Origin of the sequence: Flavobacterium petrolei (genome assembly GCF_003314435.2) — a bacterium.
Taxonomy (GTDB): Bacteria; Bacteroidota; Bacteroidia; order Flavobacteriales; family Flavobacteriaceae; genus Flavobacterium; species Flavobacterium petrolei.
The window spans coordinates 1-20925 of the sequence record NZ_QNVY02000001.1 but is presented as its reverse complement, the minus strand read 5'-3'; the positions used below and the strand labels follow the sequence as shown (position 1 = coordinate 20925).

19 protein-coding genes are annotated in these 20925 nt (G+C 32.5%); 6 read left to right on the top strand and 13 right to left on the bottom strand.

Annotated elements, in window-relative coordinates; genetic code table 11:
• Positions 1–408: 408 nt before the first annotated feature.
• Positions 409–948, bottom strand: coding sequence for a hypothetical protein (locus tag DR871_RS00100; protein WP_113665401.1), 540 nt, complete (start codon positions 946–948; stop codon positions 409–411).
• Positions 949–1710: 762 nt separating this feature from the next.
• Here DR871_RS00100 and DR871_RS00095 point away from each other — a divergent pair.
• From DR871_RS00095 to DR871_RS00080, 3 genes are all read left to right on the top strand, one after another.
• Entirely contained in the window at positions 1711–2103 is a 393-nt protein-coding gene (locus DR871_RS00095) for a hypothetical protein (RefSeq protein ID WP_113665402.1), read from the top strand.
• A 643-nt stretch (positions 2104–2746) separates the two neighbouring features.
• Positions 2747–3538 (top strand): sensor histidine kinase, encoded by a 792-nt coding sequence (locus DR871_RS00085; protein ID WP_113665404.1) that lies wholly within the window; start codon positions 2747–2749, stop codon positions 3536–3538.
• A gap of 3 nt (positions 3539–3541) precedes the next feature.
• The gene (locus tag DR871_RS00080; RefSeq protein ID WP_113665405.1) at positions 3542–4210 is read left to right on the top strand and encodes a response regulator transcription factor; all 669 of its coding nucleotides are present in this window, start codon (positions 3542–3544) and stop codon (positions 4208–4210) included.
• A gap of 469 nt (positions 4211–4679) precedes the next feature.
• On the opposite strand, the gene DR871_RS00075 is transcribed toward DR871_RS00080, so the two are convergent.
• The gene (locus DR871_RS00075) at positions 4680–4931 is read right to left on the bottom strand and encodes a hypothetical protein (protein ID WP_113665407.1); all 252 of its coding nucleotides are present in this window, start codon (positions 4929–4931) and stop codon (positions 4680–4682) included.
• Between the two features lie 342 nt (positions 4932–5273).
• On the opposite strand from DR871_RS00075, the gene DR871_RS00070 reads away from it, so the two are divergent.
• Entirely contained in the window at positions 5274–6533 is a 1260-nt protein-coding gene (locus DR871_RS00070; protein WP_113665408.1) for an asparagine synthetase B, read from the top strand.
• Positions 6534–6661: 128 nt separating this feature from the next.
• On the opposite strand, the gene cphA is transcribed toward DR871_RS00070, so the two are convergent.
• On the bottom strand, positions 6662–9286 hold the full coding sequence (gene cphA / locus DR871_RS00065; RefSeq protein ID WP_113665409.1) for a cyanophycin synthetase: 2625 nt from the start codon (positions 9284–9286) through the stop codon (positions 6662–6664).
• 272 nt (positions 9287–9558) lie between these two features.
• On the opposite strand from cphA, the gene DR871_RS00060 reads away from it, so the two are divergent.
• Complete coding sequence (locus DR871_RS00060; protein ID WP_113665510.1) at positions 9559–10431, top strand: cyanophycinase; 873 nt, start codon at positions 9559–9561, stop codon at positions 10429–10431.
• A gap of 57 nt (positions 10432–10488) precedes the next feature.
• On the top strand, positions 10489–11331 hold the full coding sequence (locus DR871_RS00055; RefSeq protein ID WP_113665410.1) for an isoaspartyl peptidase/L-asparaginase: 843 nt from the start codon (positions 10489–10491) through the stop codon (positions 11329–11331).
• 32 nt (positions 11332–11363) lie between these two features.
• Here the strand turns inward: DR871_RS00055 and DR871_RS00050 are convergent, their stop codons facing one another.
• From DR871_RS00050 to thrS, 10 genes are all read right to left on the bottom strand, one after another.
• A complete protein-coding gene (locus DR871_RS00050; protein ID WP_113665411.1) occupies positions 11364–12167 on the bottom strand; it encodes an endonuclease/exonuclease/phosphatase family protein in 804 nt (267 codons plus the stop codon).
• A gap of 289 nt (positions 12168–12456) precedes the next feature.
• Positions 12457–12858, bottom strand: coding sequence for a hypothetical protein (locus DR871_RS00045; RefSeq protein ID WP_113665412.1), 402 nt, complete (start codon positions 12856–12858; stop codon positions 12457–12459).
• Between the two features lie 244 nt (positions 12859–13102).
• Positions 13103–13414, bottom strand: coding sequence for a hypothetical protein (locus DR871_RS00040; protein ID WP_129752512.1), 312 nt, complete (start codon positions 13412–13414; stop codon positions 13103–13105).
• A gap of 65 nt (positions 13415–13479) precedes the next feature.
• Positions 13480–13767: a hypothetical protein gene (locus tag DR871_RS00035; protein ID WP_113665414.1), complete on the bottom strand. Its 288-nt coding sequence runs from the start codon at positions 13765–13767 to the stop codon at positions 13480–13482.
• A 161-nt stretch (positions 13768–13928) separates the two neighbouring features.
• The gene (locus DR871_RS00030) at positions 13929–14597 is read right to left on the bottom strand and encodes a DNA-binding transcriptional response regulator (RefSeq protein WP_113665415.1); all 669 of its coding nucleotides are present in this window, start codon (positions 14595–14597) and stop codon (positions 13929–13931) included.
• 11 nt (positions 14598–14608) lie between these two features.
• The gene (locus tag DR871_RS00025; RefSeq protein WP_113665416.1) at positions 14609–16330 is read right to left on the bottom strand and encodes a tetratricopeptide repeat-containing sensor histidine kinase; all 1722 of its coding nucleotides are present in this window, start codon (positions 16328–16330) and stop codon (positions 14609–14611) included.
• Between the two features lie 149 nt (positions 16331–16479).
• Positions 16480–16824 carry a 50S ribosomal protein L20 gene (gene rplT / locus DR871_RS00020; protein WP_073016805.1) on the bottom strand — a complete coding sequence of 115 codons (345 nt, stop codon included), beginning with the start codon at positions 16822–16824 and terminating at the stop codon, positions 16480–16482.
• Between the two features lie 100 nt (positions 16825–16924).
• Positions 16925–17122 (bottom strand): 50S ribosomal protein L35, encoded by a 198-nt coding sequence (gene rpmI, locus DR871_RS00015; RefSeq protein ID WP_022827375.1) that lies wholly within the window; start codon positions 17120–17122, stop codon positions 16925–16927.
• A gap of 100 nt (positions 17123–17222) precedes the next feature.
• Positions 17223–17780, bottom strand: coding sequence for a translation initiation factor IF-3 (infC, locus tag DR871_RS00010; RefSeq protein WP_370273076.1), 558 nt, complete (start codon positions 17778–17780; stop codon positions 17223–17225).
• A 16-nt stretch (positions 17781–17796) separates the two neighbouring features.
• Positions 17797–19743 carry a threonine--tRNA ligase gene (thrS, locus tag DR871_RS00005; RefSeq protein WP_113665417.1) on the bottom strand — a complete coding sequence of 649 codons (1947 nt, stop codon included), beginning with the start codon at positions 19741–19743 and terminating at the stop codon, positions 17797–17799.
• Positions 19744–20925: the final 1182 nt, after the last annotated feature.

The window sequence follows — 20925 nt, the reverse complement described above, 5'->3', positions numbered from 1 at the left end:
GTTCTTCTAAAACCTCTAAACAAACTGTGTTTGTCTAATCACAAAGTAAATATATGTAATTTAAAATATAATGAAAATTATTTAAGGGAAGAAAGTTAAGTTTTGGTAATGAATGAAATAGAGTAAAAAAGAACATAAATCGTTCCAAAAAAGAGCATGTATAATCCTCTTGAAATTTCGAGCTAAGAATCCAACGGAACTCTAATTGTTTGTGGTAGTTTTTTATTTTATTTAGAATTCGCATATTTCGCTTTTGTTTGGGGATTCTTGATCCGTCGTTAATAACTACTGGTTTAAATAAGAAATGCAATTCTGTGTTAAATGGTTGTCTCAAAACACTAAACAATATATAATTTTTGCATTTTAATGCTTGTTAGGATTAATAGCTCAGGCTTTTGGCAACTGGCTTTAATATTTAATTGTTAAGTAGTATTCTGTTATTCTCAGTATTATAAAACCAATGAAAGCAAGAACTAATTTAATCATCAATTTATATTTTGACTGTTGAGATTTTTTGATATTTAACAAAGACTTTATACTTTGGGCAAGAAGGTCTTTGTTTAACCATAGAATCAGTAGGATGAAAAATTGATAAAGAATCGCTGCTTTTAGAGCACCAAGATGCACTTCGAAATATACATCTTGTAATATCACATTTATAAGTATTGTTAACGTGAATAAACAACCAATAATTCTAGTTTTTTTAATTAACATCAATGTTCCTCCAATTATTTCAAAAAGCCCTAAAGTTATTGCATATAATTTTGAATAACCATAAAATGCCCACATCAATTCCATTCCAGTCATTTCAGAAACTGTTTTGTTGATCTCAGAAGCTCCATCAAATTGTACTAGTTTACCACCACCATAAATAAACATTGCAAACACTACAATCCAAGTAATAGCATTTTCAAATATTTCTAATTTATCTTCTCTATCGAATTTCATGGTGTATGTTTTTATTAAATGACAAGATAAAAACTGTGAGTTAATTTTTGTTAGTTTCGACAATGAATTTAAGTGTTTTTTTAGCGATAATATTATTCTAATAATAATGCTTATATTTAAAGAAAAACTAACGAGTTGTGACAATTATCGGAGCGATTTTTAATACTATATAACTAATTCTACATAATGAGGTTATTAGGTGTTTTGAAGGATTAAGTAAAGTAATTATAAGGTTAGTTTAAGATTAGGTTTCGTTTCGAGATTTTGACATTGCCGCTAGGTTGGCTATTTGTAAAAGTTTGGTGTTTTTTCTGCTAAATTTTGGGTTTGAAATAGATATTTTATAAAACTATAAATCCAATAAACCAAATAGAAAAAAAAAAAAGGATTTGATAAGCTTGCATTAGCATGATACTTTCTCTTATCTTGAATATAATTTCTAAAAATCCACACTTTGGATTTACAATCAACTTGAAAAGTTTTAGTGTTCTATCGGTTGTCTGTCTTGTATACACTGATCTAGAACTTGATATAAAATTACATCGCAATGTGTTTTATGATTTCGTATATTCTGTAGTAATTTTAAACTAAAAATATAAAGTAACTTTAAAAAGTATAGTTATTGATTAATTCACTGAGTATTAAAAATCTTTTCTGATTTTGGCTTTTTGATTTTAAATACACATCTAGTTTTGTTAAAACAATAAAATATAGTAGTTTAGCTTTTAGATTTTAAATCAATTTGACTAAAAAATAGTACGTATGTCGGAGCAAACTACCTCGGAATTGCAAACTCAAGGAAAATCGATCAATGCCATTCCATTAAAAACAGCACAAAAATGGGCTAAACGTTGGACTAAACAAGAAGGGAATTACAACAAACACCATCATGTCAATGCTTTTTTGATTCCAAAAGTAGATTTACTGGAAGTTTTAGTAGAAGGAGTAGATGCGGTGAGAGCTTATATTGGAGTGGATGATGCAGGTGTTGAAAAGTTAATGATCGTAGGAACAAAATTCAATCCGGAAACAGGAATTTATGTAGATATGATTTCTAAAACTCTGGGAAATTCAACAGGAGGAGAAGATAATATATACGATTTTACAGAGCCTTGCCCGCCGGCGAGTGATCCTGAAAGTCCTTTAAATTACTAATTGACATGTGGAGTTTATTTGCAAATATTGGTTACTTAATTTTATTCCTTAACCTAATTCTGTTTATTAAAGGCGCCCGAAATTACGGGAAAGCATACTCAATTTTTACATGGTATCTTGGTGTTATTTTTTTAGTCCAAATTACTTCAATGACCTTGAAAAAATTCAATATTAATAACTTGTATCTCTCGCATTTTTATTTTATCGGCCAGTTTATACTTCTGAGTCTTTTTTATATAAATATTTTAAAAGGAGAATTACAAAAAAAAATAGTGAAAGTTTGTTTGATCATAGTCTTAATGTCTTTAGCAGTACAATATGTGAATGACTTTTCTTTGTTTTTAAAATTTAATCTTTTCGAAATATTCATTACTTCCATATTATTGATTCTGTATGCCACTTTTCATTTTTACAATATGTTAAATGAAAAAAAAGAATTCTATTTCATAAATATGGGCATTTTATTCTATTTGTTCGGCAGTACAATTTTGTTTCTGGTAGGGAATCTGACAATTGCTTTAAGCCCAAAAATGAATAAAATTACGTGGATTTTGAACAGTATATTGTATATTTTGTATCAGATTTTTATATTGGTAGAATGGAAAAAAAGTTTTTCTAAAAAAAGAGAATTTAAAACAATTTTATGAAATTCAATACGCTGCAGGAAAGTGAAATAATTGAAATCATAGTGTATAGTTTTATCGCTTTCCTTCTGATGGGATTGGTTTTAATTTTGTTTTTTTATTTTTCAAGAAAGAAAATTATTCAAAAGGAATTAGAAAAAAAGGACTTAGAAATTCAGTATCAAAAAGAACTTTTAAGTGCTGTAATTATTACTCAGGAAGAGGAGCGCAAGCGTATTGCACAAGATTTGCATGATGACATTAGTTCTAAACTGAATATCGTTGCGCTAAACTCTCACTTGTTGACCACACCTAATTTATCTCAAAACGAGATTCATGAGATTACAGCAAACATTATCAACCTAACCGGGAAAGCTTTAGATAATTCAAGAAAAATTGCACACGGTTTGTTGCCTCCCGTTTTAGAAAAATTTGGACTTCATGCAGGAGTAGAGGAATTATGTTTGGAATTTAGCAGTTCCAAAGCCGTGAAAGTAAATTATGAAAACAAAACTGCATTTGATATCAAAGACATTGATAAACATTTGCATGTTTTTAGAATTCTGCAGGAACTGATGAATAATTCGCTTCGGCACGGAAAAGCTACTGTTATTGCGGTCCTTTTTGAGGAAAAAAATGGAATCAAAAACTGTTGTTATTCAGATAACGGAATTGGTTTTGAAATGAAGTCCGACGAAAATAAAAAAGGTTTAGGAATGAAGAATATAGAAAGTAGAATTGCTTTTTTAAATGGTAAAATGACTTTAGAATCAGCATTAAACAAAGGAGTTTCGGTAGTTTTTAATTTTTAAAAAATGAGCAAAACTATAAAAATAATATTGGTGGATGATGAGATTCTTTTTAGAAAAGGAATTTCTTTTTTATTGGGTCGTGAACCAAATATTGACATCATTTTTGAAGCGTCAAATGGGGATGAATTGATTTTTTTTCTCCAAAATAATAAAAATAATCATCCGGATGTTATCATCATGGACTTGAAAATGCCCGGAATTAATGGTGTTGAAGCAACTAAGATTATTCATGTGGAATTTCCAAAACTAAAAATCATAGCACTAACTAGTTACGATTCAAAGTCTTTTGTTGCCAATATGATTGATGTAGGTGCGGTTTCGTATTTGATAAAAAATGCAACCCCGCAAGAATTGATTATAACTATAAATGAAGTTGCTGCAAAAGGTTTTTACTACACGGATTATGTCATGAAAATTATTCAGGATGATGTCTTGACTGCTAAAAAAACAAAGAGTGCTTTAGATAATAATTTTTTGACAGCTCGTGAATTTGAAGTATTAAAACTGATTTGTTCGCAAAAAAGTACGGCTGAAATTGCCGAAAAGCTGTTTATAAGTCCAAGAACGGTAGAAGGTCATCGCAATAATTTATTATTGAAAACAGAATCCAGGAATATTGCTGGTTTGGTGGTTTATGCTGTTCAGAATGAAATTATGGATTTTGAAGTATAATTTTTTTTGAAAATTTGGTTAATTGTTAGAGGAACGGCAATTGTGATGCATTAGTAATTGTTCTTTATTTTGCAGAGTTTTTGAACTGAAGTGTATACCCTTTCAAGTCTTTTTTTAAACTTGCTTGTAATAATTTTTTAACAGAGCGCATACCTCCAAAATCCCGATATTAAGAGAATAAAAATTTTGATGTTCGGATTAATTTTAATTTTGGATCAAATTCAGTTTCAGATTGAATGAAATTGTGGGTAATTTGGCCGAGTTGGTTTTCAATTATTTCACTTTCATAATAATCAATGATAGCTTTTTCTAAAGCGATGCTGTGTAAACGAAAATGGATTCTGTAATCCAACTCTTGTCCGAAAACGTTTTTATAAAATCAGAATAAAATGAATTCGTAAGATAACCAAATCCCATTTTTAAATTTGGATTTCCTTAAAATCCAATGTTCAATAACGTTTAATAACAATTAAGAACGAGCAATTTTTATTCTTTTCAAGTTGTAAATTGTAATGTTGTCAGTAGATTCTTTTGAAATAATGAGATAATACGCATTGTAGATATTTATCCAAAAGGTCTTTCTCAAATCATCACTATCCAGACTTTTTTCCAGTTTTGCTGCCCGGATATAGAAAAGTTGTCTTCTCAGCAAGCTTGAATCGCCATCTATTTTTGCAGTGACGATAATTTTTTCTGATAAAACGATATAATAATTTCTCAAAAAAATTGTATTTTTTGAGAATGATTCTCATCCGTTACAGGCTAAGATGTTGGTAGCAAAGCATGTAAAAAGTTATAATTAGGATTACTAATAAACACAATCCTATTTTTTTTAATAAATTCAGAAGATTGAACGGATCATTGCTTTCGTTTGGATTCATCATTAAATTTTTCATTTTGGTTTATTAAAGGATATATGCGAATTTATAATTAAGAAATAATTTGGCTATGCGTATTTTTACGGGTTTTTTATAAAGCGATGATAAAGCTTCATTTAAACGTTAAATTTTATTCATTTGAAGTCCTTACTTTCTATCTTTGAGATATAAAAAATTATTGCAAGATGCTCAAAAAACTCTTCTATATATTCCTTTTTCTATCGACCATAACTGCCAAAGCTTCTTTCATTTTGGTTCCAATGGATGAAACTACGCAGCAAAACCATTTGAAAGCATACGGAATTACATTTTGGTGTTTGGATAAAAATTACAAAGCGAGTTGGTTACTTAATTATCGCGGAGGTTCTTTTTTATTGCCTGATGCCGAGGAAATCCGAAAAGAATGCCAGATACGCGGTGTCAGTTTTGAAATTATCTCTGATGCGGAAGAATTGACAATCTTAAATGAAATCTCGAGTCCTTCCCAAAATATGGAATCTGTGGTGCTGGAAAAAGCACCTAAAATTGCGGTGTATACTCCTAAAGGAAAACAACCTTGGGATGATGCTGTAACGTTAGTTTTAACGTATGCTGAAATCCCTTTTACCGCAATTTATGATGAAGAAGTATTAAGTGATCAACTGTTGCTTTACGATTGGCTGCATTTACATCATGAAGATTTTACGGGTCAATACGGCAAGTTTTACGGAGCTTATAAGAATGTACCTTGGTACATCGAGCAAAAGAAAGAGGCGGAAACTTTAGCAACTAAATTAGGATATGCTAAAGTGTCTCAGGAAAAAGGAGCTGTTGCCAAAAAAATCAGGGACTTTGTAATTGGTGGTGGATTTATGTTTGCCATGTGTTCTGCAACGGATAGTTTTGATATTGCTTTGGTAGCGGATGGCTTAGATATTTGCGAAGCCATGTTTGATGGAGATCCTAGTGAAGGAAATTACCAATCTAAAATGAATTATAGTAATTCGTTTGCTTTCAAAGATTTTACATTGGAAAGAAAACCGGAGCAATATGAATTTTCCGATATCGATATGACTTCAAAAAGAAGAATTCCTATGGAGAAAGATTATTTTACTTTAATGGAATTTTCGGCTAAGTGGGATCCAATTCCAAGTATGTTGTGTCAAAATCATACACAGTTGGTCAAAGGGTTTATGGGACAAACTACCGCATTTGATGCGCCCTTAATCAAGTCAAATGTGTTGGTGATGGGGACGTGTGAGCTAAATGGGGAAGCACGTTACATTCATGGTCAAAAGGGAAAAGGAATGTTTACATTCTACGGTGGTCACGATCCGGAAGATTTTCAGCATCAGGTAGGTGATCCACCAACAGTTCTGGACTTGCATTCTAATTCACCTGGGTATCGTTTGATTTTGAATAACGTTTTATTTCCGGCAGCAAGAAAGAAAAAATTGAAAACATAATATAGAACAAAAGCCAATCGGAATTCGATTGGCTTTTGTTTTTTAGCCCTGATGGCAGTGGCATCCTTTGTTTGCCTTCTTTAGGCAAACAAAGATATAACGAACAGCAGGATTAGCTCCCGAAAAAATTACACCACTCCGTGTTCATTTTCTTTGTCTAAATATTCTTGTACAATATCAATGGCATTGGTCACCACGTCACTTAATGCGGTGATAAAACTTCCTTCTTCAGCAGAGTTTATAGCATGTTTTATAGCTTCAGTTTCTTTAGGGATAATTTCATAGGTAACCGTTTTACCGGAAGTTTTGATTCCATCGAGAATTAAATTAATAATTTCATCTTCGGTTCTTCCTCTCAGGTATTTTTCTTGTCTAATTATAATATGGTCAAACATTCGGGCTGCTATATTGGCACATTCTCTGATGTCTTCGTCTCTGCGATCACCAACACCTGCTATTATTCCAATTTTCTTGGTAGCATCTACGCTTTGAAGGTATTCTTCGACACCTTTATAACCGGATGCATTGTGAGCAAAATCAATAAGGACTTTGAATTTTTTGAATTCAAAAATATTCATACGACCCGGAGTTTGTGCGGCACTTGGAATGAAAGTTTGAAGGGACAAACTGATATCTTCAGTCTTGAAACCCCATAAATAACTTGCTAGAGTAGCGGCAAGGACATTGGCAATCATGAATTTTGCTTTTCCGCCCAATGTTAAAGGTACATGAGTTGCACGCTCAATTCGGATTTTCCATTCTCCTTTTTTGATAGTGATATAGCCATTTTCATAGACTGCAACTGTTTTTCCTTCCGCACAAAGTTTTTTTATAAAATCGCTGTCTTCGCTCAAACTGAAATAGGCGACATTACAATTAAGGTCTTTTCCTAACTTTATACAATGTTCGTCGTCACCATTTAAAACAGCCCAGCCGTTTTTCTTGATACTTTTGACAACTGTTGCTTTAACTCTTGCCAAATCGTCTAACGTATGAATGTCACTTAAACCCAAATGGTCTTCTTGAATATTCGTGATTACTCCGATATCACAGCGACTGAAACCCAAACCAGATCGAAGAATTCCGCCTCTGGCAGTTTCCAGAACTGCAAATTCTACAGTTGGATCCCTCAAAATATATTCGGCACTAAGAGGTCCTGTCGTATCTCCTTTTTCCATCATGTGGTTTTGGACATATATCCCATCTGATGTGGTGAAACCTACTTTGAAACCATTATTTTTCACAATATGTGCCAATAGTCGGGTAGTGGTGGTTTTTCCATTAGTTCCCGTTACGGCGATTATAGGAATACGACACGATTTTCCCGGGGGATATAACATGTCGATCACTGGTGCGGCAACGTTTCGAGGCAAGCCTTCAGAAGGCGCAAGGTGCATTCTAAAACCGGGAGCCGCATTGACTTCAAGAATTACGCCGCCATTTTCTTTTAAGGGTTGCGTCAAATTTTCGGCCATAATATCAACTCCGCAAACATCAAGTCCAATTACTCTTGAAATTCTTTCGGCCAGAAAGATATTTTCTGGGTGCATCATATCAGTAACATCTACAGAAGTTCCGCCGGTGCTTAAATTTGCTGTTGATTTCAAAAATACAATTTCGCCAATTCGAGGAATCGTTTCCAATGTATAGTTTAGTTTTTCCAATAAATCCTCGGTATCTCTGTCAACATCGATTTGAGTCAGCACATTTTCATGGCCATAACCTCTTCTTGGATCCTGATTGGTAGTTTCAATTAATTGCTGAATAGTGTCGGTTCCATTACCTATTACGTGAGCCGGAACTCTCTTTGCTGCAGCAACTAATTTATTATCGATAACCAATATTCTAAAATCGAAACCGGTTATGAATTTTTCTACAATGACACGTTTACCGTATGTTTGTGCAAAAGCTAAACCAGCCACTGCATCTTCCCAATTGGTAACATTAATGGAAGCGCCTTTTCCGTGATTTCCTCCCAAAGGTTTTAGAACAATAGGATAGCCAATTTTTTGTATCACTTCGGCTAAACTTTCTTCATCTACACAAATGCTTCCGCTGGCCACTGGGATAGAAGCCATCTCCAGCATTTTTTTGGTTTGTTCTTTGTTGCAGGCAATGTCTACTGCAATACTGCTCGTTTTACAGGTAATTGTAGCCTGAAAACGCATTTGATTGATTCCATATCCAAGTTGTACTAAAGAATTTGTTCCAAGTCTAATCCATGGTATGTCTCTAGAAACGGCTTCTTCTACAATACTTCCGGTACTTGGCCCAAGGCGAACACGTTCTCGTATTTCACGCATTTTCTGCAAGTCGGCATCAACATCATATTCAGTTCCGGTTATTAAAGCTTCAGCTATGGCAACAGAGGATTCCGCAGCAAAAAGGCCTACATTTTCTTCGGTGTAACTGAAAACTACATTGTAAGTCCCTGGAGTTTTAGTTTCTCTGGTTCTGCCAAAACCGGTTTCCATTCCGGCAAGAGATTGAATTTCAAGTGCAATGTGTTCAATTACATGTCCCATCCAGGTGCCGCGTTCTACTCTGGAAAAAAATCCGCCACGACAACCTTCTGAACAACGGTGTTCAATCATTGAAGGAAACATAGCTTCAATTCGTTCTTTAAATCCGTCAATTTTATTTGTGGGGAATTGCTCCATTTCTTCCAAATCCAAGCGCATTTGGATTAATTTTTTTCTTTGAATACTCCAGATATTCGGACCACGGAGGGCTTGTACTTTAATTATTTTCATAAAAATGGGACGATTAATTTTTGTGTAAAAAAATAGTTGATTACAAAGGCTAAATTTTCATTTTTTGACCAATGTTGATTTGGACAAAACAAGGTAAAGTACAATCTAACAACTCAATCTAAATAAGTTAGATTGCAACTAAAGTAAAGTTTTTTACAATACGAATCAAAATTTATTCTTTCAAAATTAATTAATAGTATTTCTGTTTGCAATTATTGAAAAAAATAGAACTTCAAAGGCCCTTTTTTTATCTTTTTGGTTATTTTTACCAAATGAATATATTAGGAAAACTTATAATAATAGGCGGTGCAGTAGATAAAGGAAGTTTTACGGAAACCGATTTAGATAAAAATGCAACCAATAATTTAAACTTTTTTGAAACTGGAATTCTAAAAAGGATATTAAATGAATCAAAACATAAAGAAAAATCACGAATAGAGGTTATTACAACCGCCTCTGTTATTCCACGCGAAATCGGACCTGAGTATGTAAAGGCTTTTGAATATTTGAATGCAAAAAACATTGCTGTTTTGCATATCGAAAGGCGAGAACAAGCCGCTGATCCTGAGGTTTTGGCTCGATTACAGGCGGCAGATATTGTTATGTTTACCGGAGGCGATCAGTTGCGATTGAGTTCTATTCTAGGAGGAACACCGTTTCATGATCTGTTATTGGATAAATACCATAATGAAGAATTCATTTATGCAGGAACTTCGGCTGGAGCGGCAGCAGCTTCTAATAACATGATTTATCAGGGAAGTAGCTCCGAAGCTTTATTGAAAGGTGAAGTAAAAATCTCGAGCGGATTGGGTTTAATTGATGGTGTCATTATCGACACTCATTTTGTACAACGTGGAAGAATCGGCAGACTTTTTCAAGCTGTTGTAGGAAATCCGAGAGTGCTTGGAATAGGTTTAGGTGAGGATACAGGATTGCTAATTACTAATAATAAAGAAATGGAAGCTATAGGTTCCGGTTTGGTTATTTTAGTAGACGGTCGCGAAATAAAAGATACTAATTTAACGAAAGTAGAATTAGGACAACCAATATCCATTTCACATTTGGTAACACACGTTATGAGTAAATTTGACACTTACAATCTTGAAACGCATAAAATGCACATTCAATCTTCTCATTACCTATAATAGTTAGTTTGCGAATAGTAGATTTTTATACAGTAAACTAAAAGGCTTCAATCAATTATGAAATTAATTATACATGGTGGTTTTTTTTCGGAATCATCAACCAATCACGAAACAAAAGTTGCCAAGCAAAATGCATTAGAAAGAATTGTAAAAGATTCCTATGCCTTTCTACAAACGCATTCTGCATTAGAAACAGTTGTTTATGCGGTCTCTCTTTTGGAAGATGACGAATTATTCAATGCCGGAATTGGATCCCAAATACAAAGTGACGGAAAAATTAGAATGAGCGCCGCAATTATGGATGGCGAAACTCAGAAAATGAGTGGCGTTATCAATATCGAAGAAGTGAAAAACCCTGTTCATATTGCCCAATTATTGATGCAATATGACGACAGAGTTTTAGGCGGAAGTGGAGCTACTAATTTTGCACGGCAACATGGTTTTGAAGCTTTTTCAACCGAAATTCCGCAAAGAAGAGCGGAGTATGAAGCGAAACTGAAATCATTGGGAACAGGAACTGTGGGATGTGTGGCTTTAGATGCCACTGGAAAAATTGCTGTCGCAACTTCAACCGGTGGAAAAGGATTTGAAATTCCGGGACGTATTTCTGATTCAGCAACCGTAGCCGGTAATTATGCCAATGCATTTTGTGGCGTGAGTTTGACGGGAGTAGGTGAGGATATTGTGAGTAACGCCACAGCAACAAAAATTGTGACTCGAGTTACCGATGGTTTTTCATTACAGGAAGCTTTTACTAAAACGTTCAATGAATTAAAACCTTATGATGGTTTTGCCGGTGCCATTGCCATTGATAATAAAGGAAATGTATTTCATCAGGATTCGCACCCGAGTATGGTTTTTGCCAGTTTTGACGGCGAAAAATTTGAAGTTTTTGAGTAATATTCTCTGTTCAAAGGGATATTTATTTAGTATTAATTCAAAGAAAATTCAAACCAAATTGGAATATGATCAGAGATTATTCGGGCTTCTTTTAAAGAATTGAAGTTTTTATAAAACGGAATAATTCCTGAATTTATAGTATTTACTTTCGAAGATTTGAAATACATATTATCAAATTCCGAAGCCAGACAATTATCGTTTTTGCATTCTTGTTTCAGCGATGTTTTTTGGTCAACCAAAATTGACTGATAGCCCATTTTTTTCAAAGGATTAAAAACAGTATGTGATTGCGGACAATTAAAATCACCCGCGAAAATTAAATTTAAATTGGGATATTCATCCGGTAGAAATTTAAAATATTTAATCTCGGTTTCAGGTTGTCTTTTCTTTGTTATTGCATGAAAATTAACGACTGTAAATTGTTTGTTTTCATATTGAAACGTACAGAAATAGGGTTCTCTGTCTATTTCTAAATGGTATTTTTTTTCCAACCAGGCTTTTCCTATTTTTTTAATTTTATTCGTTTTCCAGATAAAAGCATATCTTTCCGTTTTATAAGCACTGCTACTGGTAGGATCACTAATCACATAATCCCATTTTGCTCCTTTACGATTAAGTTCATCCGCCAATCTGGCTACAGCCTGCGCGCCACCATATCCTGCCACGACTTCCTGTATGGCGACAATATCATATTCTCTCAGTGAATTTGCAATATAGTTGATCGATTCTTCAGTTTTAGATTTACCAAAGTTTTCGATATTCCAGGAAACGAGTTTCGTTTGGGAGAAAGTAAAAGAAGCAATGAGTAGGAACAGGAAGGAATAGCTGTATTTCATTTATTAGGAACAGAATATTTTAATTTAAAATGACTTTGTAAAAAAAGAAACTTCACGATAAGTTCTAGTTTTTATTTCAGATTTGAATGTAAAGATAGGTAAGGATTCACTTTAATGATAAACTGTCTCTTGTTTTGTTAAGAAGATTATTTATTTTGATTTAAAACGGAATCGTATTGAAGATACCTATTTGATTAAGAGTTAGCAGTTTCTAAGGATATATTATTTAGGCTCAAATTTCAAGTGAGATTTTAGTACTGATATCAATTTTAGAGTAATAAATCTCTTTTCAAATTTCATTTATAAGATCTATAGCTTCTTGTTTTAATTTTTCAGCTATTTTTTTTTCAAAAGTCTTTCCGTTTTTTAGACGTATTTTTAAAGTATAGTTCCTGAATTTATTCATTTCTAAAATGAAAATAATAACTGTCAAGTACGCGAGAATGATTGGTATATCAACTTGTAGATATAAGTGAGTATATAGTCCGGCAAAGAGTAGCACTAAAATTATTAAAAATTTATTACTGAGGTTCATTTTATGTACTGAAATATAAATTTGATCCAATTCAGAAAATAATGCTTCTTTTTTTATTTTTCTTCTTTTATTTAAAATTATTCCGCGTTCTGCTAAAGTAATTTCCTTGAATTTATTTTTAAAAATTATTCTGTAGTAGAGTTTATTTTTATTCATTTCTATGATCTGGTCATTCTACATTTTTGTTGGTTCATGTTCAATAATCTTATTTATTTTTCAAAATCTGATATACCAAATAAAAGAGCCAAGCAGCTCCTATTAGGATTACAGCAACTTGTAGTGAAAATAATAGATCAAAATTGAAAAAAAGTAATAATTCCATTAGATTAGTAAGTGATTTCAAACTTACAAACTTAAAAAATCATTAGTCTACGGTTTTCCTCATTTGCCGATAAAAATATTATTCAAATTCTGTTTTATAATTTTCTGTGCAGTATTTGGAATAAATAATTTTCCCTTTTCGTTGTCTTGAGGAACATTTCATTGGTTTTTGATTTGTAAAAATGCCAACTGTGTTTTTTTTATTCCATTTCTCAAAAATTTCAAGATTAATAGCTTGTTCAGAGATTAAAATTTTGTTGTTAAGTTTGTCAGTCAATGAACCATCACCTTCATATTTAGGAACCTTTTCTAAATGAATTTGTAACGATTGTTTTGAAGGAAAAGAAAACAATATTACAAGTAGAAGACCTAACAGGATGTTTTTTTTCATTTTAAGAAGTATGATATTTTCAATTTCATTCCGATTTTTAAATCTGATAAAAAATAAAATAATTGTTATATTTTTATCCAATTGCTCGCAATCCAGTCTTGTAATTGAGTTCTATAAACCTCGTTTTCTAATGCGGAATGTTGTAAAAAGCTTTCTACTTTTTGAAAACTTGCTTTTGTTTTGGGTACTTTATATTTTTTCAAAAATTCATTGCAAAAATGAATTACTTCATATTCTTCTACTTTATCAACATAAATTCGGTTAAGAATTTCAATATGATTTGTGTTATTTTGCAGATTTATAGTTTGAGAATATCCTGAAAATGCTAAATCTTCTCTTGTAAAATTGGCCATTTATATTGATTTAAATTTATGGGATAAACCTAAGATCTTTATAAATCATATCCTTACGGGAAACCGTAAAAGCATTATTTTTTTAATAAAAACATTAAACAATTGCAGAAATAATTCAATTATTCTTTAGACTTTCGCTTTATGAAGAGTAAAAATGTAGACTAGACCAGTCCTAAATCTTTTGTTATTGCGATAAGATGAACATTATTATTAGCTTTGAAATATATTTTGAGCTTATTGATACGTTTTTCCAAACTACTACTGCCATTAGGTACAATTCCTGATTTTTTAAATTCAGATGAGATATTCTCTAAAGTAAATCCTTTTGATAATGATTTCAAAAGCGCTATGTCATACGATTCAATTTCAAAAAGAGAATTATCTCTTAAAGCTAAAGACAATTCAGTAGATAATTTTTCTTCTTTATTGTTATAAATACGTTGAATTGTTTTTTTGAGTTCGGGTATACTATTTCTACCTTTAGAAACATAAGCATTTATTTCTAAGTTTGTAAAGAGAGATTTTATTCTAAAGGATTTATCTTCAATAGAAAATACAATAGTTTTGAGGTCTGGTTGGAGTTTTTTTGCAGCTTCAATAAGTTCTTCTCCAGATGAAAATCTACTTTCTCGATGGTCTGGTTTAAATGATAAATCACTAATTAGTAAGTCATAAGGTGTACTGTTATGTAATCCTTTTTGTATTTTTAAAAAAGCGTCATCACAGTATTTGGCATGATGAATTTCTAGGATATCAAGTTCTTCAAGTACTTTAACTATGGAAATGCTGATAGAGTCTAAATCTTCGGCAACTAAAACTTTTTTGAACATAGGAATTGGTATTATATTGGGAAAACAATATGTATTCGAAATCCTTTGCTGGATTTACTCTCAAAAGTAATTGTTCCTTTTATAGCTTTAATACGGTTTTCCACATTTTGTAGTCCATTTTTTGAATTTAATTGTTCAAATGTTGCTCCTATCCCGTTATCAGTGTAATCTATTTGTAATTTATTTTTATTTTCTTTGAAAGTTAATACAACTAAACTAGCTTGGCTATGCTTTTTCATGTTGACGAGTATTTCTTGTAGCACCCTGTAAACGATTATTTTCTTATTTAGTTCTAAGGTTTTCCAATTAATTGTCTCAATACCGTTTGATATTACGTTTACATTGTCTGTATTAAATCCAGACATCATTTCTTTCAAATTTGACATGAATAAAGGACCAGTTTCCATAGTATTGTTTTCACGAGAAATATTTCGTGTCCTTAAATAAATGGTATCTAGATTAGAAATGAGTATTTCTTTATTGTGATTATCCGATAAATCTTGTGTTTCAGCAAAAGCCATTGTATGATACACATCATTGGCCAATTCGTCATGTAATTTTTTTGCAATTCGAATCTCAGTATTGTAGGAGACTTTTATTTTTTCTTTTCTGTTTTTAATTAGTATTAGATTTGTTATCACGATACTAACCACAGTAATAATTGCAACTATAGCATATAAAAGTATATTTTTATTTTTTTGTTTTTCGGATTCAAGTTCTTTTTGCGCTTTTAATTTTAGATTTTCATCCTTTTCTTTTTTAAAATCGTATTTTATTTTTGCAAATTGATTTTTGGCTTTTTGCCTAACTTTGTTGATGCTGTCATTTATATGGATAAAAGCGAGTGAATGTTTTTTTAGCTCATCTCCTGAACTGTTTTGTATTAATAGTTCTAAACAGTTCATACGATCAAGTATATTTTTTCGCTTAACGGCTGAGAAATAACCTAGTTTTGCATAATAGAGAGATATAGTTTTATTCTTTTTATTATAATATTGTGATAGATTTGTATAGCTAGAAGTGATGCCCCTGCTGTCTTTTATTTTTTCTCTAATATTTAAGCTTAGATTTAAATGGTATAATGCTTTAGGGTTTGCTGTTTTGTCATAGGCATGTCCTAAATTATCGTTAATCCTAGCCAATGTTTCTGGGCTGTTTATTTCTTTTTTATTTAAAAGTAACGGAATGAGAATCTTGATAGCTTTTTTATAATTACCTTTTTCCGTGTAGGCCATAGCTATATTATTTTTTATACCAGATTTTATATCTTCATCCGTTTTTGAGTTTATTGCCTTATTGAAATAAAATATGGCATTGTCATTATCATATGTTTGTAAATAAGTATTACCTAAAGTGATGTAAATGTTCGTTTCTCCATAAGGATATTTGTCTGTGTTTTCTAACAAATGAAGGGCTTCGATAGCTGTAGTCTCACTGCCAGAATAATCTCCTAAATTATTTTGAATTTGTGCCATCCATCCTAGTGAATGAATAATTATGGAAGTATCCTTTTTTATTTCAGCAACAAACTTAGCTTTATTAAAATAATAATAAGAACTGTCATATTTTAAGATTTCATGGTGTTTATAACCTAGTTCTAAAATTTTATTAATTTCTACTCGATCAAATTTTTTTGGAGTGTTGTCTTTAGGCTTTTTATTACAGAATTGTAAAAAGGTAAAGACTATTAATACGGCGATGTAAACTGGGAAGTATAATTTTTTAAAAAACATTTTTCGAAATTACTTAAAATAAATTTATTATAAAAGTTGTTTGATGAGTATATAGTATCAATTTTGAATGGAATTATAAACAAAAAACCCCAATCTTTCGATTGAGGTTTTTCTATAAGTAAGTAATCTAAATTGAGTTGATAAAACGTTTATTTTACTTTATTAAGTACTGCTTTGAAAGCTTCTGGGTGGTTCATCGCTAAATCGGCAAGAACTTTACGGTTCAATTCGATATTATGCTTTTTTACTTTACCCATGAATTGTGAATAGGACATTCCTTCCAATCTAGCTCCAGCGTTGATACGTTGAATCCATAAAGCACGGAAATTTCTTTTGTTCACTTTTCTGTCACGGTAAGCGTAGCACATTGCTTTCTCTACCGCATTCTTAGCAACTGTCCAAACGTTTTTACGTCTACCAAAGAAACCTTTGGCTTGCTTCATTATTTTTTTTCTTCTTGCTCTTTTAGCAACTGAATTTACCGATCTTGGCATAATTTTATTGTTTTTTTGTAGTAGGCGGCTTGAATTGAATCAAAAGCACTTAATGGCCATACTCCAAGGTTATTTTAAATTGTTTTAACCTAAAGAATTATTAAATAATTCTTAATTGTTGTTTGATGCTTTTCATATCTGTTTTGTGAACTAGCGCAGAGTGTGTCAATGCTAATTTACGTTTTTTAGATTTTTTAGTCAAGATGTGACTTTTAAAAGCATGCTTTCTTTTAATCTTTCCAGAACCAGTAACTTTAAAACGTTTCTTGGCGCTAGATTTGGTTTTCATTTTAGGCATTTTTTCCTAGTGTTTTAATTTATTCTTACTTACTTATCGTTTTGTCTTAAAGTCAAAAGTCATAAAGTCTAACTTTAAGACTTTTGAACTTATGACGTATTTATTTCTTCTTCTTCGGAGCAATGAACATAATCATTCTCTTTCCTTCCAGAACTGGCATGGCTTCCACTTTTCCAAATTCCTCAAGATCAGTTGCTAATCTTAACAGTAAGATTTGACCTTGATCTTTGTAAATAATAGAACGCCCTTTAAAGAAAACAAAAGCTTTCAATTTGGCTCCTTCTTTCAAGAATTTTTCTGCATTCTTTCTCTTAAATTCATAATCATGCTCATCTGTTTGAGGTCCGAAACGAATTTCCTTAACGACTACTTGTGTAGATTTCGCTTTTAGGATTTTATCACGTTTCTTTTGCTCGTAAACAAATTTCTTGTAATCCATGATTTTGCAAACCGGAGGTTCAGCATTAGGGGAAATCTCAACTAAATCCAATTCAAATTGGTCAGCTAATCTTAAAGCTTCTGAAAGTTTAAAAACTCCTGGCTCAATATTTTCACCTACAAGTCTCACTTCTTGTACACCACGAATAAGACTGTTTATTCTGTGGGCATCTTTTTTTTCTACGCGAGGTTGGTAACCTCTGTTGCTTCTTATTGCTATGACTTTATAATTTAAGTTAAACTGTGAATACTTTTAATGTTTTATTGATTTCCTCGTTTACAATAGCAACAAATTCTTCTATTGTAACGCTGATATTTCCCTTTCCTTCTTGTCCGTGACGACGGATAGAGATGGTTCCGTTTTTCTCTTCTTCCTCGCCTACGATCAACATAAACGGGGTTTTTTGCATTTCGGCATCTCTGATTTTCTTCCCGATTGTCTCGTTTCTATTATCAATGAGGGCGCGAATTTCGTGATTTTCTAGCAAATCTAAAACTTTTTTCGCATATATTTCATATTTCTCGCTCAAAGACAATATTATAGCTTGTTCTGGCATTAACCAAAGCGGGAAATTTCCTGCAGTGTGCTCCAGTAAAATAGCTATAAATCGTTCCATTGAACCAAAAGGAGCTCTATGGATCATCACCGGTCTATGTAATTCGTTGTCAGATCCTTTATAGGTCAAGTCAAAACGTTCTGGTAGGTTATAATCTACTTGAATAGTTCCTAACTGCCATTGTCTTCCCAAAGCATCTTTCACCATGAAATCTAACTTCGGGCCATAGAAAGCAGCTTCGCCATATTCAACAACGGTTTTCAAACCTTTGTCTGCAGCGGCATTAATGATGGCATTTTCTGCTTTTTCCCAGTTTTCATCACTCCCTATATATTTATCTCTATTCTCTTTATCTCTCAAAGAAATCTGAGCCGTAAAGTTTTCGAATCCTAATGAACCAAATACATAGAGTACCAAGTCGATTACTTTCTTAAACTCTTCGTCCAGTTGTTCAGGAGTACAAAAAATGTGTGCATCGTCCTGAGTAAACCCTCTTACACGAGTCAAACCGTGTAATTCGCCACTTTGCTCATATCTGTAAACTGTACCAAATTCAGCATAACGCTTTGGTAAATCCTTGTAAGACCATGGTCTTACATTATATATTTCACAGTGATGAGGGCAGTTCATCGGTTTCAATAAAAACTCTTCTCCTTCAGCTGGAGTACTTATGGGTTGAAAACTATCTGCACCATATTTCGCATAATGACCTGAAGTGACGTACAATTCTTTTTGACCTATATGTGGTGTGATTACTTGCTCATAACCCGCTTTCTTCTGTGCTTTTTTCAAAAACTGCTCTAAACGATCTCTCAACGCAGCACCTTTTGGCAACCATAATGGTAAACCTGCTCCAACTTTTTGTGAAAAAGCAAATAACTCCAATTCCTTTCCTAGTTTTCTATGGTCGCGACGTTTTGCCTCTTCTAATAATAGAAGGTATTCTGTTAAATCCTTTTGTTTGGGAAACGAAGTTCCATAAACACGGGTTAACTGTTTGTTTTTTTCATCACCACGCCAGTAAGCACCGGCAACGCTCATTATTTTCATCGCTTTGATTATTCCGGTATTTGGAATGTGACCACCGCGACATAAATCAGTAAAGGTATCATGATCGCAAAACGTAATTGTTCCATCCTCAAGATTAGTGATCAATTCAGTTTTGTAAACGTTATCCTTATATAGTTCCAAAGCGTCAGCTTTAGAAACAGGTCGTAGTTTGAACTCATGCTTTCCTCTTGCTATTTCAAGAACACGATCTTCAATTTTTTTGAAGTCAGCATCTGTGATTTTTTGATCTTCAAAATCTACATCATAATAAAATCCATTAGATATTGCTGGTCCAAGAGTTAATTTTATCCCTGGATACATTTCCTCTAAAACCTGTGCCATTACGTGTGAAGTAGAATGCCAAAAAGCCTTTTTTCCACCTTCGTCATTCCATGTATATAATATAAGACTACCGTCCGTCGTCAAAGGAGTTGTGGTTTCTACAGTTGTACCATCAAATGATGCCGAAATCACATTTCTGGCAAATCCTTCACTTATGCTTTTGGCAACATCCATCGGTGTTACCCCTGAAGCAAACTCTTTAACTGACCCATCGGGTAAAGTAATCTTAATCATTGTTTATTATTTTAAGAATGCAAATATAGAGCATTGCAGAAATACATACAATATATATGTAAGGTTTGTTGCTATATAGGTCTAAATACAAAGTCGGACTCCTTATATATAGGTAAAGAGATGTTTTTTCTATTGCGAGCTGTTTCCTGTCATCCGTTTCAATTAGAGTTTCATTTTGGCGTTCCTTATAAAATACAGAGAGGCGATTATCGTAAAGGGTAATCGCCTTTCTTTATATAATGAGTCGGGCTATTCGCTTCAAGTCCTCGTTCCATTGAGTTTGAGACTCAACGGGACTGTGGGCTTTACGCTGCTATCCCTAACGCGGATTTCGATACACCAGAGCTTTTTGTTGTTTTGACGTATATGATCTTACCTAATATATAGGAGCGAATGGAAAAGGGATGTTTGTTACTATATAAGGTATAGGATAAAACCATTTTATTGATCTAGAGTAGTTTTTTTGTTCGAATACTGTAAAGGCAGACTGCTTTGAAGGAGTAATGCACGTTGAAGAGCTGTTATAACATGAATAGAGATTGAATTTTGAAAGCTATGGTAAATAAAAGAGGGAAGTTGAAAGCATCCGATCGTACTGAAATAGGTGATTTTGATTAGAAATGACGTTCATCGGCTATTAGATTGTTGTTTTGTTTGAAAAACTTCGTACTTCAAAAAGCATGTTTTCAGTAGTTTAAAGATAAAGTTAAGAAAAGGGTAAAAAAAAGGTTTAAAAAAGCTTGAATAACACAATAAAGGTGCTAGTTTTGCACCCGCAATGACGCAGAGGTTCTTTTAAATACTGGCAAGTAAAGTTAATCAAAGTAGAAAATTTATTTTCAAAAAAGATTAAAAAAGCTTGTGAGATTAGAAAACGGATGTTACCTTTGCACCCCGCAAAACGCGCAAAGTTCCTTGATAGATTGATAAGAAAAGAGAAGAAAATGAGATAAAATTTATTTCAAAAAAACTTCAAATTTTTCTTGCCAGTTAAAAAGAAAGTTGTACTTTTGCACCCGCTTCGAGAAACACTTTAACAAGTGTTAAAAGGAGTTAAAAACAAGATAAGAACACGTTCCTAGACATATTGAATTGACAGCCGTTTTAAGAGAGATCTTAGAACAAAAGAATAAGAGTAATAGAATCGGAAGATTTGAAAAAACCACTAGAATTTAGTCGAAT

What these genes read in the sequence shown, in the direction of transcription:
- DR871_RS00100 (WP_113665401.1), bottom strand. Translation starts at nt 948, where the DNA reads ATGAAATTCGATAGAGAAGATAAATTAGAAATATTTGAAAATGCTATT.
- DR871_RS00095 (WP_113665402.1), top strand. Translation starts at nt 1,711, where the DNA reads ATGTCGGAGCAAACTACCTCGGAATTGCAAACTCAAGGAAAATCGATC.
- DR871_RS00085 (WP_113665404.1), top strand. Translation starts at nt 2,747, where the DNA reads ATGAAATTCAATACGCTGCAGGAAAGTGAAATAATTGAAATCATAGTG.
- DR871_RS00080 (WP_113665405.1), top strand. Translation starts at nt 3,542, where the DNA reads ATGAGCAAAACTATAAAAATAATATTGGTGGATGATGAGATTCTTTTT.
- DR871_RS00070 (WP_113665408.1), top strand. Translation starts at nt 5,274, where the DNA reads ATGCTCAAAAAACTCTTCTATATATTCCTTTTTCTATCGACCATAACT.
- cphA (WP_113665409.1), bottom strand. Translation starts at nt 9,286, where the DNA reads ATGAAAATAATTAAAGTACAAGCCCTCCGTGGTCCGAATATCTGGAGT.
- DR871_RS00060 (WP_113665510.1), top strand. Translation starts at nt 9,559, where the DNA reads ATGAATATATTAGGAAAACTTATAATAATAGGCGGTGCAGTAGATAAA.
- DR871_RS00055 (WP_113665410.1), top strand. Translation starts at nt 10,489, where the DNA reads ATGAAATTAATTATACATGGTGGTTTTTTTTCGGAATCATCAACCAAT.
- DR871_RS00050 (WP_113665411.1), bottom strand. Translation starts at nt 12,167, where the DNA reads ATGAAATACAGCTATTCCTTCCTGTTCCTACTCATTGCTTCTTTTACT.
- DR871_RS00045 (WP_113665412.1), bottom strand. Translation starts at nt 12,858, where the DNA reads ATGAATAAAAATAAACTCTACTACAGAATAATTTTTAAAAATAAATTC.
- DR871_RS00040 (WP_129752512.1), bottom strand. Translation starts at nt 13,414, where the DNA reads ATGAAAAAAAACATCCTGTTAGGTCTTCTACTTGTAATATTGTTTTCT.
- DR871_RS00035 (WP_113665414.1), bottom strand. Translation starts at nt 13,767, where the DNA reads ATGGCCAATTTTACAAGAGAAGATTTAGCATTTTCAGGATATTCTCAA.
- DR871_RS00030 (WP_113665415.1), bottom strand. Translation starts at nt 14,597, where the DNA reads ATGTTCAAAAAAGTTTTAGTTGCCGAAGATTTAGACTCTATCAGCATT.
- DR871_RS00025 (WP_113665416.1), bottom strand. Translation starts at nt 16,330, where the DNA reads ATGTTTTTTAAAAAATTATACTTCCCAGTTTACATCGCCGTATTAATA.
- rplT (WP_073016805.1), bottom strand. Translation starts at nt 16,824, where the DNA reads ATGCCAAGATCGGTAAATTCAGTTGCTAAAAGAGCAAGAAGAAAAAAA.
- rpmI (WP_022827375.1), bottom strand. Translation starts at nt 17,122, where the DNA reads ATGCCTAAAATGAAAACCAAATCTAGCGCCAAGAAACGTTTTAAAGTT.
- thrS (WP_113665417.1), bottom strand. Translation starts at nt 19,743, where the DNA reads ATGATTAAGATTACTTTACCCGATGGGTCAGTTAAAGAGTTTGCTTCA.